Raw genomic sequence first — 16,038 nt, forward strand, 5'->3', positions numbered from 1 at the left:
TACAAGGCTATTTTATGGAACTTGACAATTATATACAAACTGCAGTGAGAAGCATATTAAAGAATCCAATACTTGAAGTGCTAACAGAGATAAAAATCACAAAAATACTTAAGCAGAGCAACTTCATTAAACGAAATGTTGGCTATCCACCATTTCAAATAATATTACACTTCGTTTATATGTTAGTGATGCAAAAACGCCAGTCAACATTTATAAAAAAGAGCGATAGTGCATTTGGGAAAGATGCCTATTACAGATTTATCAAAGATAGTCGTTACAACTGGCGAAAGTTTTTAATGCTAAGTACTACTGCACTTTTGCAAAGAATAAAACCACTACATAAAAATGGTGAACATCGCTTACTCATTATTGACGATACAGTAGAGTCTAAGAGAGGTAAATACATTGAGGGAAGCTGTAAATATATTTGGAGCAATAAAGAACATAGGAGTATCAATGCGCTCAATATCGTATCTCTAAATTATGCAGATTCACATTCAACTTTTCAATTAGATTTTTCTATAAAAATGAATGGTAGCAATAGAAAAGATATTTCAGAGTTCACAAATAAGCTACATCACAGAAGTAATGCATATCAGAGAAAGAGTGAAATTACTAAAGGCAAAAATATACTAGCTATTGAGATGCTGCAAAGAGCTTTGGATAACGGTGTTGATGCAGATTACTTGCTCGTAGATAGCTGGTATGCTAAACCGAATTTCATACATCAAGCTAATGAACTTGGTATGCCAGTAATAGCAAGACTTCCAAACAATAAACTTATTTGGAACTTTAAAGGCAAACATAAAACTATGAATGCAATCTATGACAGTATGAAAAACTATCGTCACAAAAGTAGTGGTAAACATGGCAAAATATCGTACAAATATTTCGATGCCATTGTAGAACATGCAGTTTTAGGTAAAGTCAAGCTCGTATTTTTACACACAGGTAAAGAGTTGTTAGTTTTTATCTCAAGTGATATTACTATTGCAGGCAAAGAGATTCTAGCAACTTATAAAAAGAGATGGAATATTGAACAAGGCTATAAAGATCTCAGAAACCTCTTCGGTTTTGGAAAAGAAGAAAATCGTATCTATGAATCACTAATTGCAAAAATAACACTATCTATGTTTGCATATAACATTGTAAGTTATATTAACCGTATAAAGCATGAACCACAAACTCTTGGAGAACTCTTTAGAGATTTAGAATGTGAGCTTGAAACACTGGCAATATCAATGCAACTCTTTATTAAAATACTGACAAAAATCTCTGAAATCCAAAATGTTGTCAAGGATAATAAAAATTTACTCAATATTATCGCTGTGCTCAGTGCTTATACTCAAAAAGAGTTAGGTTTTATGTGCGAAAGTCGCCACGTTTAACTTCCTTTAAAAATGATACCGATAGTAACAATTCTCTTCAATTTTATTCCATATCAGAAGCTTCATGAGTATTATAATTTTCATTATATTTTCTATTATTTTTATAAAGAGAATGTGCAGTAAGTATTATTTTTCGCATGACAGCAATTTGAGCAGATGTTGTATGTTTTCCTTTAGATTTCAATCTCTCATAAAAACTTTTAAAATTTTTATCATGTTGTACAGCAGTAAGAACTGACATAAAAATCACACTTCTATATAGACTTGCGCCTGACTTTGCTATTTTATAACCTGATTGAATTGATGTACCGGATTGTCTATAAATTGGATTTAGACCTGTTAACGAGGTAATCTGCCTTTGATTAGCTTCTGGGTATTTTAAAAAGAGATGTAAAAGTACAATGGCACCAATTTGACCAACTCCTTTTATTGATATAATATTGTCATATGCAATTTTATATTCATCCGTAGAATCAATTAAAGTTTGTACTTGTTCAATAATTCTAAGCTCTTTTTCTTTCGATTCTTTGATAGACTTTTTAAGTTCTTTAATTGAGAAGTTATCACCATCTTTACTTGTCAATGCTTCAAGATGATTCTTCTGTTGTGTTGTTTGTTTTTTCGTGAATTTATAAAAACTCATCAACTCCTTAATATGTTCTATATCTTCGTTATATACAGGAACCTTGATCTGATTATCTTTAGCTAAATGAAGAGCTTTTGAAAGAACTCTAGCATCTTCAATATCATTTTTTACTTCCACTCCCAATGCTTTAGCATAATTACTAAACTGCTTAGGATTTATGATAAAACACTTGATATTTTGTTCTGAAGAATATTTTCTAAGTGCTTCAGAATAACTACCTGTTGGCTCAAAAATAAAGACAATATTCTCCATCTCTTTTTTATATATTTTTTTTAATTTAGAGATAAGAGACCTGAAACCTTTAATGCTATTCTCTAAAACTAAATCCTGCTTATTCTTTGCTATATGAATATTTATACTTGCTTTTGATACATCAATTCCGATACAATTTGACACCGTGAACCTCCTACTATTTTAAGAGAGTTCGTTAGCATAGGAGTAAACTCCTATGTGACTTTTAAGCAATAATACTACACATAACTTTGCCTCGTGATTCAATCCGATCTAGCTTCAACTTTTTCTTGCAAAAAAAAGATATTAGAAACCGATCCACTCGCCACTCAAATTTAAAGTGTAATTATCCGACTTTCGCACAAGCTAGACTATGCCGCTTTAGTTAAGTACCGATACATTACTTCTAACGAACAACTCAAAAGAAGTATAAACTAAAAATTTACAAAAAAAAGAACATACGAGTTGAGTAATGTTATATTATGAGACCACTGCACAGTAAATAACCCCAGAACATCAAGGAAAACTCCCTAAAACAAGCACTTTAACAGCACTTTTTGGCTAAAATATCTGCTATAAACAAGGTAGAGACATGGCATTTAAAGATACAAACAACACATTTTCAGATATAGCAATAACATCAAGACTCCATAAGGTAAATTCGTTTCTTAAAGAGTTAGATTCAATAATAAACTTTGAGAAACTAAGACCAATACTAAATAAAAATGGTAGAGGCGGAAAGAATGCTACTGGCTCGCCTGCTTATGACAATGTGTTAATGTTTAGAATACTCCTCGTGCAAAAATACTACAACCTCAGTGATCAATCAATGGAAGATGCACTTTATGTCAATTTATTGTTTATAAGGTTTGTTGGACTTAGTTTAGAAGATACCGTACCAGACGAATCTACAATTTGTAGATTTAGAAACTCACTACTTGCAAATAAACTATATGATAAGCTTTTTAATGCAGTCAACAAACAACTAGAAGATAATAACTTTATCGCCAAAGAGGGTAAATCAGTATTAGTAGATGCTTCTCTTATCAAAAGTGAAAACACTCAAATCAACAATAAAACTAAAGAGCAAAAAAGTGAAGATAAATTAAAAGTAGAAACTGATAATAGCAAACTAGACATTCAAATAAATGAAGAGCTAAAATCAAGAACACCTTCAAAAAAGAAAATAGAAAAATTGTTAAACGCTAAAGAATACAATTCAAAAACAATGAAAAACGCTCAACTGGACACACTTCAAGATATAGATACTAAAGATGTAAAAATTTCTCAAGAGATTATTGAAAATGAGAAAGATAGCTATGAGCATAAGAATAAAATAGATACAGATATAAGAATAGGTTACCAATCCTCAAAAAAACAATATACACAAGGATATAAAACTCATATTGCATCAGATGAAGAGAGCGGAGTGATTCTAAAAACAATGACTACATTTGCTAACACTTCAGATATAGATGTGCTTGAACCATTTATAGAATCAATTCCAAATGTAAAAGCTTGTTATGCCGATAAAGCCTATAAGTCCAAAGAGATAGATGAGCTTCTGCAATCAAAAGATATTGAGAATATGATATGTCTTAAAGAGAAGCAGAAAATGAGCAGTGATGAGAGAAAAATCCAGCGAGAAGATGAGAAACCAAAACACAAGATAAGAGCAAAAGTTGAACATAGATTCGCAGATTTGAAAGTTCAAATGAAAGGACATACTACAAGATTTATAGGTTTGGTTAGAAACAATATGAATTTTACCATCGCTTGTATAGCAGCTAACCTAAGATTATTGGCATATAGACAGATGAACATGAGAAAGAGTGTTAATAGATGAAAGAGATAGAAGTAAATATCTCAAATATCCATAATATTAATGGAATATATTATCAATTTGGAATATACGAAAGTGTATTTTTTTAAATATTTGCAAAATTAGATGCAAATGAACTTCTTGTTGTTATGCAGTGCTCCCATTATGTAAATATAGGTGGGGGGGTGAATTTATTGTGTATTTATGATACAAAAGTAATACAGTCTTCATATATAAAATACTACGCCATCGACCCATAAGATAGATGCTTTTTAGTCAGTTAATGCTGTATGATGATATGGAATTAGTAGATTATGGACTTTAGTAGTAAGTATGTTCTGTAATCATATAGTTAATTGCTATATTGGCAATTATTTATTTTTAAGCAGTATATTTGATTGAAAATACTATAATTGTATAGAAAGTTGCTTCTTTGGCATTTTTTATAACGAAAGGAAGACTATGGATATAGCTATTGAAAAAAGTTTACAACAATGCAAAACTCATATTATAGACCATGCTACACTATCTTCAATAATCCTAAATAATGGCTATACTGGAATAAATGATAAGATAAACAAGTTAAAGAGAAAAGGGCATATAGAGACTCTAAAAAGAGGCTTATATCTACATATATCTCCTTTTGTTGAAAACCCTATCTCAAAAGAGATCATTGCTAATACGATGTTAAGCCCATCATATATATCATTTGATTATGCACTCTATTATTATGGACTGATTCCAGAGAGTGTATTTGATGTAACTTCTGCTACAACAAAAATATCTAAATCATTTAAAACTACTAATGGAACCTTTAGCTTTAGACATGTAAAAAAAGAGTTATTTTCTGTCGGATTAGTAATAGAGTCAACAAAAAATGGCAATTTTTTAATAGCTACGAAAGAAAAAGCACTCTGTGATAAAGTTTACTATACAAAAGATATCCAAATTACTTCTAAAAAATCTATGATTAGCTTTCTAGTTGATGACTTAAGAATAGATGTAGATGAGCTTGAAGATTGTGATATAGATATATTTGTAAAATATTTTGAAATAAGCAAATCAAAGAAAATCAAGTTTTTAATAGAAGCGTTAGAGGATATAGCATGAATATAATAGAACAGATGTTGTCAAACTATGACATAGCGAATGAAGCTGATCTCATTAATGCTTTAAAAGAAGTATTTCAAGAGATTGCACTTCTAGGGCTATACCATGGTGGTTTTTTTGAAAAAGCTGCTTTTTATGGCGGAACTGCTTTACGAATATTGTACGGTCTTCCAAGATTTTCAGAAGATTTAGATTTTACGCTTTTAGAAAAGAATAGTGACTTTGATATAGAGCAATACTTTAGTTCCATAATAGATGAGTTTGAAGCATTAGGGATTAAGATAGATATAGCAAAAAAGGTAAAAAAAGATTTTGGAAGTGATATAGCTTCTGCATTTTTAAAAAACGGTACTTCTATTCATACACTAAAAATTCAAGCTGATGATTTAGGAAATATTTTAGATGGGATACATAGTGGCAAAAAACTAAAAATTAAATTTGAAGTTGATATAAATCCACCTCTTAAATTTCAAACTGAGTCAAAAACTTTACTACTTCCAAAAACATTTAATATTATTTCAATGACTCTTCCAAATTTATATGCAGGAAAAATGCATGCAGTTTTATGTAGAAAATGGCTCTCAAGAGTAAAAGGTCGTGACTGGTATGATTTTGAATGGTATGTAAAAAGAAATACCTCCTTAAACTTGGAGCATTTACAAGAAAGAATGTATGAAAGTGGTGATTTAGATAAAGATACAAAACTTGATGAAAAATCATTTAAAGAACTGATGTATAAGAGAATTGAAGAACTAGATGTCGATGGAGCGATTAAAGAGGTTAATCCATTTATCAGAGATAAGAGTGGATTTGAGTTTTGGTCGAAAGATTACTTTAAACTATTAACAGACAAAATGATATTTGAAAAATAGGATTAAATCTTGTAAAGTTTGAAGTGATAGTAAGATTGGATGAAGCATTAAATATCTGATTTGAAGGTAGTGTTCAAGATTCCGTGTCAGCATCGGATAATTCCTAAAATTGTATCATAAATTTAAAGCGTCATCAAGCCGTCCCTCAAAGTGGATGGCTAACTGGGAAATTGTTAAGCTCCAGTTTCTAATCGGCATAGTCCATTTTTTCTGAGCATTTTGAATCCCCATATAAAGCAATTTCAGCAGGCTGTCATCATTTGGAAAAGCTCCTTTGGTTTTAGTAAGTGTTCTAAATTGGCGATGGACTGATTCGATAATATTGGTTGTGTAAATGACCCTGCGTATATCTTCAGGATACTGAAAATACACAGATAAATTATCCCATTTATTTCTCCATGATTGAAAAACGATAGGATACTTTTTACCCCATTTTTCTTCAAGTTTATCAAGCTCAAATTCTGCTTCTTCTTTTGTGAAAGCTTGATAAACCGCTTTTAGTTCTTTTGCAAATTGTTTTTGATAAGCCGAGCCCACATATTTCAGACTGTTGCGTATTTGATGCACTATGCAGAGTTGAACCTGAGTATCTTGAAATACAGAATTGATGGCTTCAGGGAAGCCTTTAAGTCCATCTACGGATGCGATGAGTATGTCTTTGACTCCACGGTTACTCAAGTCGGTCAACACTTGCAGCCAGAACTTAGCGCCTTCACTTTCATTGAGGTATAAACCAAGTATCTCTTTCTTTCCATCAACTCTGATACCAAGAACTGTATAAAATGCTTTTGAGATATAACGACCGTCTTCTTTTACTTTGTAATGGATGGCATCTAAAAATATGAATGGATAAACAGTCTCTAAAGGTCTAGTTTTCCATTCCTGAAGCATAGGTATTATTTTATCTGTTACAGCGCTTATGGTGGCTTTAGAGAAACCTACACAGTAAAAATCCTCTATGTGTTTAGCTATCTGGGAATAGCTGTTGCCAAGTGCAAAGAGTGAAAGTATTTTCTCTTCAATTTCACCTGTCATACTCGTTTGATTTTTCTTAACAATTTCAGGCTCAAAGCTACCGTTGCGGTCCCTTGGAACATCTAGCTCAAATGTTCCATGATCACTCTTCATAGTTTTTGAGTTGTAGCCGTTCTTACGGTTTCTATTGAGGTCTTGCGAGAGGTGAGAATCTATCTCAGCCGCAAGAGCGGCTTCTGTGAGTTGTTTGATAAGGGAGCCTAAAGCTCCATCAGAACCGCCAATACTTTTACCAGCTTTTATATCACGAGCAAATTGCTCTACATCGATTTCTATTTTCATGTGTCATTCCTTGAGTAAATATAATTTTACCCGATTGACACGGAATTATGAACGGTCCCGATTTGAAAGGTCTCTTTATTTGTTCCATAATCCCTTAGGGTTTGTGGAACTTTGCAGTTTTTACTTTTTGAACACTTTGTGGAACACGGAAAGCTTTTAATAGCTGAGTATGTTCCAAAAATAAGTATTTTTTGGCATACTTTGAGCATATGAAATTTATTAGTTAGGTGCTTTATTCAAAAATTACAATTCAATTAGATACAATATATAAATTAATATCAAAGGCTTTATATGTCTTCTCAATTTAATAAGTTTTATAAATTTTTACCATTTATTACAATTGTTATTGGAATTTCAGTCAGCATCTTCGTTGGGTGGTTTACCTATCACTACTATGAGGAAAAGGAAAACTCACACCTAGAATTAGCAAGTAATGAAATAGTTGTCCTAGTAGAAGCCCGTATGGCAGCATATGAGCAAGTTTTAAGAAGCGGTGTTGGTTTCTTTAATGCTTCGGATAGTGTCTCTCGCAATGCATGGGCAATATTTGTCAAAGATCACAAACTAAATGATAACTTCAAAGGAATTCAGGGATTTGGTTATTCTGAGGTTGTTTTTCCACAGAATAAGCTTGTACATGAAGAGCGTATAAAAAAAGAAGGCTTTGCTGATTTCAAAATACATCCAGATGGACAAAGGGAGCTGTATACTTCCATAATATACCTAGAGCCATTTGACGAGCGTAATATTAGAGCTTTTGGTTATGACATGTTCTCTGAAAAAGTACGTAGAGAAGCTATGTTAAAAGCAATGAAAAGTGGAGAAGCAACACTCTCTGGTAAAATTACACTTGTTCAAGAATTTGACACAAATATTCAGGCTGGTTTTTTGGTCTATTTACCGGTATACAAAAAAGGTTCAAAGCTAGCCACCCCTCAAGATAGAGTTTCGGCTACTCAAGGCTTTGTATATGCTACATTTCGTGCAAACGACCTTATGGATGGTGTTTTGGGCACTATGTTTCCTCACATACATTTTGAAATTTTTGATGGTAATCTCCCTACAAAACAAAGTATTCTCTTTGACTCCAATACTAATAATGAGTTTACATTAGTGTATAAAACAACAAATCTGACAATTAATGGGCACACTTGGACACTTTTATTTAGGACAAATAGCATATTAGAAAGTGAAGATATTTACATTGTTTTTATAATTCCAAGTTTTATCCTGATTCTAACTTTATTGCTATATTTATTGCTAAATTCATTAATTAAGACGAAAGAAAATGCAGTGCAAATTGCAAAAAAAGCTACTCAAAAGTTGCAGGATTCAGAAGAAAGACTTAGATATGCACTAGAAGGTGCTGGAGATGGATTATGGGATTGGAATTTAAAGACAAATGAGGTCTTTTTTTCAAAACGATGGAAAGAGATGCTTGGATTTGCAGAAGATGAGATAGACTCAACTTTGGATGAATGGAAAAGTAGGATTCATCCGGAAGAAATTGAACAGGTTTATGCAGACATAACAGCACATATTGAAGGTAAAAGTGATGCTTACATAAATGAGCATAGAGTCAAATGCAAAGATGACTCTTATAAATGGATACTTGATAGAGGTATTATAGTGAGTCGTGATATTGATGGGAATCCAGTACGAATGGTTGGCTCACACAGTGATATTTCTGAGCGTAAACAGTCTCAATTGAGAATTGAGGCACTTTCTGTAACGGATAGACTGACACAGCTTTATAATCGTCTAAAATTAGACGAGATTTTTGCTATGAAACTAGCGACAGCAGGAAGGTATAATACACCTTTTTCTGTAGTTATTATTGATATTGATTTATTCAAGCTTGTAAATGATACTTGGGGACACCAAGCAGGCGATGATGTTTTAAAAGAGTTTTCGGCAATTATAAAAAACAATGCCAGAGAAACAGATATTGTTGGCAGATGGGGAGGTGAAGAGTTTTTAATACTATCCTCAGACACAGACCTTGATGGTGCTATTAAATTATCTGAAAAATTAAGAGAGATGGTGTCTTCATTTAAATTTTCATTTACAGGACACAAAACTGCCAGTTTTGGAGTGAGCTCATATCATGCAGGCGATGATGAAAAGACTATGATAAAACGAGCCGATGATGCTTTATATCGTGCAAAAGAAAATGGAAGAAACAGAGTGGAAGCCGAGGAATATAACTAAAAAAAATCTTATACTGAAATACTTAAAAAAGGGAGAGTGTTATCTTGGATTTAATTGCGGAATTTTGGTCCGTAAGTGACACTTTCCCACCATTTGTATTACTAAGTCAATATTCTAATTCTCTAATAGCTCAAAAACCTGTTATATTTGGCAATCTTTAGCTTTAGGATAGAAATACGCAGCACCACCATAGGTGACTGCAAACACTACAAGGCTTATTATAGAGTTGCTAGTAAATAATTGTGTAATAGTTACTGCAACTGCTGCTAATGAAAATATGATAAACCACTTATCAAGTTAAATAATCTGTTAAAACAAGAAGGTAAATATAAAGAAGTTTTAGACATTGAAGCACAGATGAAAAAGATACAAGTAAAAAAATATATTACTACTGATGAAATGGTGGAAATTTATAATATATCCATATCAAGTCAAAGAGGTTATAGAGAAAGATTAAACGACCACTCCCATTTAATCAAAAGTGTATAGAAACGGGTTAATAATAAATACAAAATCCTTAAATAAGGACTTTAAAGAGGTTTTAAAACTTCCACTTTGGTTATGTGGATTTTTTATTAACTAAGAGAATAGACAAAGTCATAAAATCACTATGCTTCATATAGAAACCTTGCTATTTCATCTAAAGAAAACATAATTTGTCCTAAGACTTTTTTAGAGTTTAATAACCCATTTTGTCTCATTCTATCAATTGTAGCCTCACTAACATTAAGCTCGTTTGCAGTCTCTTTCTTAGTAAGTAACATTCTTTTATAGTTCTCTCTGAGCATCGCTATCAAATCAAATTTTGACATAGTAAATCCTTTTTTATACAAAACTACAACTATTTTTTAATAAATAGTTGTAGTTTTGTATGTTGTTTAAAGAAGTATATACTATTTTACATTTATTGTCAACAATAATGTTGTAAATTTGTATATTTATATACATTTATGTTGTAATTTTAATTAAGCCATGATTTTAATATAGTTTTTATAGTGTCTGATTTTTCAAGTTCTTTTTCTAAATGAACTATTTTAAGATACATTTCAATAGATTTTTCAACTTGCTTGCTAACTTTATTGGTAGAAACAGATGATCTCAAACTGCTCTCACTCACACCAATAGCATCTGCTAACTGTTGATAAGTCAATTTTTGTTCTATACATGCTGCCTTAATTTTATTATCTTCTAAACCTATTAAGTACTTCAGTTCATTATGTTTATATACAGTTTGGTACTGTTGATTAATAGCTATTGACTTTTCTTCAACTAGATAATCAAGTTTAGATTTTACACCTTTTGAGTCTCCGTCGTTATAATCAGCAAGTTTTTCTAAAAAACTTAAAATCATTAAGTCTGGATTATTTGTTGAAAACATACCAAAATCTTTATCGCAATACTTAATGTGATAGCCAATTCCATCACTTATGAATTCAAGTTTACATGCAGTATCTTCTTTCAACTTAAATGTCGTAAAGTTTTTTTTATCTGCTGGTTGTATAGTAATAGTGTTTACTTTCATTTTTTCTCTTATTGTTTAGTTAGACATATGATATCTACTTTCTTGTAAATAAAAGATAAAATAACAACAATATCTTTCTAAATAATACTAAATTTGAACCTTATTAAGAATATTTCTTTTCTTTAGTATAGTCCGGTAACGTTGATGGAGAAATACTAAATAATGCAAATATCTTTTCTATTCATAGGTGCTCTTTTTATTTATAATCATACGATATTAGTATTAAAATAACAACAAATTAACTTCCAAATTTTTATAACCATATATTATACATATAGATAGAAGAGCCTTATATTAGGTTCTTCTATACTTAATAGTTGACCACTTTCAGGGGATATTCATGTTAACACAAAACAAAGATTTACAGCTTCTGTTTTTCTCAAAACCACAAGAGTTACTAAAGCGAATGTTACAAGAGCTAAATGATGGGGATTTTATTATCCCTCTAAATAATCCAAACTACTACCCATATCAAGGAGCCTAAATGTTACCGATTCCACAATTAATTACTATAGCAGTAACCGTATGTGCAGTTGTAGCTAAAACAATTGAATGTAAAAAAGAAAATTAGTCCCTAAGTCATAAGACTTTCAACCTACAAAATATATAAAAGGAAAACACACAATGTCAAAATTACTACCACTTTCAGCTATAGAGCTGATGAATAATTACCCTGTTTTATACACTAAAGTTCCACACGAAGATGTTTCTGAAAAATACTCAATAATTTCTAGTATTGATATTATTAACGAATTAAAAGACAAGTTTAACTGGCATGTTACTTCTGTACAAGTCGCACCCGTACGAGATGAATCACGTGAAGACAAGCAAGTTCACTGTGTCCGTCTTCGTCACTTCGATGATTTAATAGCCCCACAAGAGTCAGCAGTTGAGATATTATTCTTCAACTCTTTTGACCGTTCTAAGGCTTTTACTATCTCAGTAGGTATCTTTAGATTTTCCTGTGCTAACGGTTTGGTAGTTGGCGAAACATTTGATAGCTATAAACTCCGTCATATTGGAGATCTTGAAAACAACCTCGATGAAATCATTCAAAAGATTACAGAGTTCAAGCCTAAGCTAGAGCAAAAGATAAGAAAATTCTCTTCACTTATGTTATCTCAGCAAGAGATGGAAACTTATGCAAAACTCTCACTTCCCTTGAAATTTGCATCTCACTTAGAAGTTGATTCTAAACAGTTGTTAGTACCACATAGGGAAGAGGATATGCAAGATACAAGTCTCTACACTGTACTTAATATTTTACAAGAAAATTTAATCCGTGCAAACAATATTACCGGTGTAAATAAAGAGACTGGAAGACGCTTTACATCTCGTGAAATTACCTCTATATCAAAAGACTATGAAATTAATGTTGGTCTATTTGACTTAGCCGAAAGAATCTACCAAATCAAACAACCTGAAGCCCAAGCTTTAGTAGCATAACAAGGAAAAAACTATGCAAAATTTAACAACACAATCATCACAGCTAGAACAAGACCTTATTGCTCTTCACTCTGGAACTACCCAAAGCAAAGAGTGGTTTAATCAAAGTGTTATGAACATCTTAAAAGCACCAACTCAATCATCATTCGCAAAAGCTGATCGTATAGCAGAAGTCTTTACAAGTATAGATGTAAAGATTGATTATATCAAAGAGCAACAGAAGTTATTAGCAAGTTTGAAAAAGCAACTTGAACTAGCTAAAACTTATGCGAAGGTAGAGGTGTCAAACTCTCTAGTATCCCTAGGTGTACTAAAACTTGAAGGACTTGCAATCTCTAGTATCACAGCCACCAAAGCAACAGATAAAAGTGTAGCTAGGTTAGAGATACTTGATGAGGATGAACTTTTAAATAGAGGATTTTTCAAAGTTGAACTTGACAAAGAAGCTATTGAAAAGGCTCTCTTATCAGCAGACCAAAGAGATGAAGTTGCAGAATTTGCAGATATGACTATAGAGCTTGTGCATAAGCCTGCAACTATCCGTATTAACAAGCGAAAAACTATTGCTCAAGATGAGCCAACACAAATAGCAGCATAAGGGGATAATATGTTTAACGATAAAACGAATCAAGTCTTAGGATATGAGATAGAAAGCAGTAGAATTAAAAGTCGCCAAAAAGGTAATATCACCCTCTCGTATTTAGAAGGATTTGATATTATTGAAACGGCAAACAGAGTCTTTGGTTTCGGCAACTGGGACTACTCTACTAAGTTAGAAGTTGTATCTCAAGAGGTCAATCAAAATCAAAATCATGTTATCTGCTATAAAGCTCTTGTAAGTATATTAGTTCATGATGTTTCTCACTCTAAACAAGTGTCTCGTGAAGATGTAGGATTTGGTACTGGTATTGCAAAAACATTAGCTGATGCACATGAGGGTGGAGCTAAGGAAGCAGTAACAGATGCAATCAAGAGAACATTAAGAAGCTTTGGTAATCAGTTCGGTAATTCACTCTATGATAAAAGCCGTCAACACCAAAACAATCAAATGCAGAATCAACAATCTGCACAAATTCAACAGTATCAAACACCAGTACCCGAACAATTGCCATCTCAACAACAGTCTCATAATCCAAATGATTACTCATCACTCTATAATATAGGATTACAAGTGGTTGATGACAACAATGGTAACCTTCTCATAACTGGTGATGACATATACAATAAAAGAGATTCTATAAAAGCATGTGGTTTTAAATTTGACCCCTCTTCTAAACAATGGTGGAAACCTGTAGAACAACAGCAGGCTGCCTAGATGAAACTGAATATCTATAGAATGCCTTTAAATAGAGAGCCTATACTTGTTTGTTTAACGATAGGTTTAGCAATAGCTGTATTAACATGTCAAGCTAGAAGGAATTAGTTATGGGTAAATTAATACCTGATGAATTTTTATCATCTATATGTCAAGAGCGGAGTTAAATTCGGCAGTTTTTCGTAAGAAATATTACGAATTGTAACCTTAAGCGACGATGGTTTAATTTATCCCTTTGATTGATTTTTTGGCTTTAAACTTATACAAGTCTGAATCTACCATTCCCTCCTCTTTTTTTTCTTTCAATCGATATGAATCTCCAAGTATATTTATAATATGAGAGTGGTGTAAAAGTCTGTCTAAAATAGCTGTAGTAACAACTTTATCATTTGCAAATATTCCACTCCATTGGCTAAACACAAGATTTGAAGTGACAATTGTTGCTCCTCTTTCATAGCGTTTGGATATTACTTGAAAAAAGTGATGGGCATCTTCTTTGCTCATTGGAAAGTAGCCTATTTCATCTATTACAAGCAGAGATGGTGTCATGATAGACTGACGGATAAAAGAGTCATAGCGTTTCTCTTTTTTGGCATTGCTCATCTGCATAATAAGGTCAGAGATTGTTATAAATCTGGCTTTGATGCGTTTTTGAACAGCTTGATAAGCAAGTGCTATTGCTAAGTGAGTTTTACCAACTCCAGACTGGCCAAGTAATATAATGTTCTCTTTGCGTTTGATGAACTCAAGAGTGGAGAGTTCTTCTATCTGTCTACGATTAACTCCGACAGTGAAATCAAAGTCAAACTGCTCAAGTGTTTTTATAGTTGGAAATCCTGCCATTTTTGTGAGCGTTGCACGCGAACGAGTAGCTCTGCTGTCTGCTTCGAGTTTTAGCACTTCATAAAGATATTCACTATATTTCCAACCTTCTTTTGCTGCACGGTTTCCAAGCTCATGATGAAACTCGTTAAACATTGGCAGTTGCAACTCTTTACACAAATATTCTATCTTCTCATTTAGTTCCATAAAGCACCTCCAACTGCATAAGCAGGAATAAGCATATAAGCCATAACAGGGATAAACTCATCATAGCTTTGTAAATCACGATTTGGAATATGAATGGTAATTCTATTGGATGTTTGGCTATTTTTTGATACACTTTGTGCTGTAGCTTTTATTGGGTGGATACCGTGATAAGGCTTCGGTAGAGGTAGCAAATGCAATTGCTCTTCTGCCAACATATCAAATGGCTTATGCATAGTTGTTTGATGTATTCTAGAGTTAGCTGTGAAATCCAGCCAATCCATAACTTCCGCATTTGCATTCTCCAAGGTCATTTTATAACCCATCATAGAGAGTCTAGTTTTAAACATGTTGTGAAAACTGTATCTCAAATAGTGATTAAATCTCTCAACCTTGCCCTTAGTTTGAGCACGATATGGCTTACAAACTTTAAGTTGCATTCCGCAATGTTTCTCTGCAAAGTCTCGAAACTGCTCATTAAATTTATGCTTACCAAATCCATAAGCATTTCTTTTAATAATTACTGTCTTCATGTTGTCATATAGACCTTCTTGTGGAACTCCACCGAAGTAACTAAATGCGTTCATATGACATTTTATTAGGGTTTCTACTTTTTCATCAGATACATACTCAACATATGACGCTCGAGAATAGCCCATTGTTGCCACAAATGCAGACAAGCCTTCTTTTGGAAATTCTACCCAGTCAACTTGCATCTGTTTACCAGGGTCTGTCTCAAACCTAACTAGCGGTTCTTCATCTTTTACTTTTTGGCGGAGCTCATGACGAAGCACAACATCATTCATCCAGCGAAGTGAACCTCTATAGCCTAATTTCTGAATCTCTTGATAAATTGACGATGAAGGAATAGAAACACCTAGTTTATGTGCCTCTTCTAGCATTCTGGCAATATTTGGAAGGTATGGATCAACTGTTGTTTCAACTGCATCTCGTTTAATGACTGGAACATAGCCTTCAGGCATCTTTGCATATTTAGCAACTGTATCTCTGTTAATGCCTAGTTTACGAGCTATGGCACTTTTACTAAGTCCATCTTTGAGCATTTTATGAATCATTTTTACTTCACCTTTTTTAAGCATTCATCTCCTTCCAAATTTTTGAAAAAAGACTT

General features: G+C 32.6%; 15 protein-coding genes. 9 read left to right on the forward strand and 6 right to left on the reverse strand.

Annotation, left to right across the window (positions count from 1 at the left end; translation table 11 throughout):
- The first annotated feature begins 14 nt into the window (after positions 1 to 14).
- Complete coding sequence (locus tag HUE88_RS02730; RefSeq protein WP_194369363.1) at positions 15 to 1,388, forward strand: IS4 family transposase; 1,374 nt, start codon at positions 15 to 17, stop codon at positions 1,386 to 1,388.
- A gap of 43 nt (positions 1,389 to 1,431) precedes the next feature.
- Here HUE88_RS02730 and HUE88_RS02735 read toward each other — a convergent pair whose 3' ends face one another.
- Positions 1,432 to 2,430, reverse strand: a complete 999-nt coding sequence (locus tag HUE88_RS02735) for an IS110 family RNA-guided transposase (RefSeq protein WP_194369361.1) — start codon at positions 2,428 to 2,430, stop codon at positions 1,432 to 1,434.
- Between the two features lie 427 nt (positions 2,431 to 2,857).
- On the opposite strand from HUE88_RS02735, the gene HUE88_RS02740 reads away from it, so the two are divergent.
- The 3 genes from HUE88_RS02740 to HUE88_RS02750 all read left to right on the forward strand — a co-directional run bounded on the left by HUE88_RS02740 (position 2,858) and on the right by HUE88_RS02750 (position 6,069).
- Positions 2,858 to 4,111 carry an IS5 family transposase gene (locus tag HUE88_RS02740; RefSeq protein WP_194368150.1) on the forward strand — a complete coding sequence of 418 codons (1,254 nt, stop codon included), beginning with the start codon at positions 2,858 to 2,860 and terminating at the stop codon, positions 4,109 to 4,111.
- 438 nt (positions 4,112 to 4,549) lie between these two features.
- A complete protein-coding gene (locus tag HUE88_RS02745; RefSeq protein WP_194370834.1) occupies positions 4,550 to 5,197 on the forward strand; it encodes a type IV toxin-antitoxin system AbiEi family antitoxin domain-containing protein in 648 nt (215 codons plus the stop codon).
- Positions 5,194 to 6,069 carry a nucleotidyl transferase AbiEii/AbiGii toxin family protein gene (locus HUE88_RS02750; protein WP_194370835.1) on the forward strand — a complete coding sequence of 292 codons (876 nt, stop codon included), beginning with the start codon at positions 5,194 to 5,196 and terminating at the stop codon, positions 6,067 to 6,069. The genes HUE88_RS02745 and HUE88_RS02750 overlap by 4 nt, the downstream gene beginning before the upstream one ends.
- A gap of 114 nt (positions 6,070 to 6,183) precedes the next feature.
- On the opposite strand, the gene HUE88_RS02755 is transcribed toward HUE88_RS02750, so the two are convergent.
- The gene (locus HUE88_RS02755) at positions 6,184 to 7,386 is read right to left on the reverse strand and encodes an IS256 family transposase (RefSeq protein WP_194370836.1); all 1,203 of its coding nucleotides are present in this window, start codon (positions 7,384 to 7,386) and stop codon (positions 6,184 to 6,186) included.
- Between the two features lie 291 nt (positions 7,387 to 7,677).
- Here HUE88_RS02755 and HUE88_RS02760 point away from each other — a divergent pair, with 291 nt between their 5' ends.
- Entirely contained in the window at positions 7,678 to 9,597 is a 1,920-nt protein-coding gene (locus HUE88_RS02760; protein ID WP_229860134.1) for a GGDEF domain-containing protein, read from the forward strand.
- Between the two features lie 608 nt (positions 9,598 to 10,205).
- Here HUE88_RS02760 and HUE88_RS02765 read toward each other — a convergent pair.
- Both HUE88_RS02765 and HUE88_RS02770 read right to left on the reverse strand, forming a co-directional pair.
- Complete coding sequence (locus HUE88_RS02765) at positions 10,206 to 10,409, reverse strand: helix-turn-helix domain-containing protein (protein ID WP_194370837.1); 204 nt, start codon at positions 10,407 to 10,409, stop codon at positions 10,206 to 10,208.
- Between the two features lie 149 nt (positions 10,410 to 10,558).
- Positions 10,559 to 11,119, reverse strand: a complete 561-nt coding sequence (locus HUE88_RS02770) for a hypothetical protein (protein WP_194370838.1) — start codon at positions 11,117 to 11,119, stop codon at positions 10,559 to 10,561.
- A gap of 340 nt (positions 11,120 to 11,459) precedes the next feature.
- On the opposite strand from HUE88_RS02770, the gene HUE88_RS02775 reads away from it, so the two are divergent.
- The 4 genes from HUE88_RS02775 (at position 11,460) to HUE88_RS02790 (ending at position 13,880) form a co-directional block, all read left to right on the forward strand.
- Positions 11,460 to 11,603, forward strand: a complete 144-nt coding sequence (locus HUE88_RS02775; protein WP_194370840.1) for a hypothetical protein — start codon at positions 11,460 to 11,462, stop codon at positions 11,601 to 11,603.
- Positions 11,604 to 11,743: 140 nt separating this feature from the next.
- A complete protein-coding gene (locus HUE88_RS02780) occupies positions 11,744 to 12,565 on the forward strand; it encodes a DUF932 domain-containing protein (RefSeq protein WP_194370841.1) in 822 nt (273 codons plus the stop codon).
- Positions 12,566 to 12,578: 13 nt separating this feature from the next.
- Positions 12,579 to 13,163: a restriction endonuclease subunit S domain-containing protein gene (locus tag HUE88_RS02785; RefSeq protein ID WP_194370844.1), complete on the forward strand. Its 585-nt coding sequence runs from the start codon at positions 12,579 to 12,581 to the stop codon at positions 13,161 to 13,163.
- A 9-nt stretch (positions 13,164 to 13,172) separates the two neighbouring features.
- Entirely contained in the window at positions 13,173 to 13,880 is a 708-nt protein-coding gene (locus tag HUE88_RS02790) for a Rad52/Rad22 family DNA repair protein (protein ID WP_194370846.1), read from the forward strand.
- A gap of 222 nt (positions 13,881 to 14,102) precedes the next feature.
- On the opposite strand, the gene istB is transcribed toward HUE88_RS02790, so the two are convergent.
- Together istB and istA are read right to left on the reverse strand one after the other, a co-directional pair.
- Positions 14,103 to 14,909, reverse strand: a complete 807-nt coding sequence (gene istB, locus HUE88_RS02795; RefSeq protein WP_194368256.1) for an IS21-like element helper ATPase IstB — start codon at positions 14,907 to 14,909, stop codon at positions 14,103 to 14,105.
- On the reverse strand, positions 14,900 to 16,006 hold the full coding sequence (gene istA / locus HUE88_RS02800; protein ID WP_194368257.1) for an IS21 family transposase: 1,107 nt from the start codon (positions 16,004 to 16,006) through the stop codon (positions 14,900 to 14,902). The genes istB and istA overlap by 10 nt, the downstream gene beginning before the upstream one ends.
- Positions 16,007 to 16,038: the final 32 nt, after the last annotated feature.

This window comes from Candidatus Sulfurimonas baltica, assembly GCF_015265455.1.
GTDB lineage: Bacteria > Campylobacterota > Campylobacteria > Campylobacterales > Sulfurimonadaceae > Sulfurimonas > Sulfurimonas baltica.

Excerpts from the sequence above, each read along its gene's own strand:
- HUE88_RS02730 (WP_194369363.1), top strand. The coding sequence starts at position 15 with ATGGAACTTGACAATTATATACAAACTGCAGTGAGAAGCATATTAAAG.
- HUE88_RS02740 (WP_194368150.1), top strand. The coding sequence starts at position 2,858 with ATGGCATTTAAAGATACAAACAACACATTTTCAGATATAGCAATAACA.
- HUE88_RS02745 (WP_194370834.1), top strand. The coding sequence starts at position 4,550 with ATGGATATAGCTATTGAAAAAAGTTTACAACAATGCAAAACTCATATT.
- HUE88_RS02750 (WP_194370835.1), top strand. The coding sequence starts at position 5,194 with ATGAATATAATAGAACAGATGTTGTCAAACTATGACATAGCGAATGAA.
- HUE88_RS02755 (WP_194370836.1), bottom strand. The coding sequence starts at position 7,386 with ATGAAAATAGAAATCGATGTAGAGCAATTTGCTCGTGATATAAAAGCT.
- HUE88_RS02760 (WP_229860134.1), top strand. The coding sequence starts at position 7,678 with ATGTCTTCTCAATTTAATAAGTTTTATAAATTTTTACCATTTATTACA.
- HUE88_RS02765 (WP_194370837.1), bottom strand. The coding sequence starts at position 10,409 with ATGTCAAAATTTGATTTGATAGCGATGCTCAGAGAGAACTATAAAAGA.
- HUE88_RS02770 (WP_194370838.1), bottom strand. The coding sequence starts at position 11,119 with ATGAAAGTAAACACTATTACTATACAACCAGCAGATAAAAAAAACTTT.
- HUE88_RS02775 (WP_194370840.1), top strand. The coding sequence starts at position 11,460 with ATGTTAACACAAAACAAAGATTTACAGCTTCTGTTTTTCTCAAAACCA.
- HUE88_RS02780 (WP_194370841.1), top strand. The coding sequence starts at position 11,744 with ATGTCAAAATTACTACCACTTTCAGCTATAGAGCTGATGAATAATTAC.
- HUE88_RS02785 (WP_194370844.1), top strand. The coding sequence starts at position 12,579 with ATGCAAAATTTAACAACACAATCATCACAGCTAGAACAAGACCTTATT.
- HUE88_RS02790 (WP_194370846.1), top strand. The coding sequence starts at position 13,173 with ATGTTTAACGATAAAACGAATCAAGTCTTAGGATATGAGATAGAAAGC.
- istB (WP_194368256.1), bottom strand. The coding sequence starts at position 14,909 with ATGGAACTAAATGAGAAGATAGAATATTTGTGTAAAGAGTTGCAACTG.
- istA (WP_194368257.1), bottom strand. The coding sequence starts at position 16,006 with ATGCTTAAAAAAGGTGAAGTAAAAATGATTCATAAAATGCTCAAAGAT.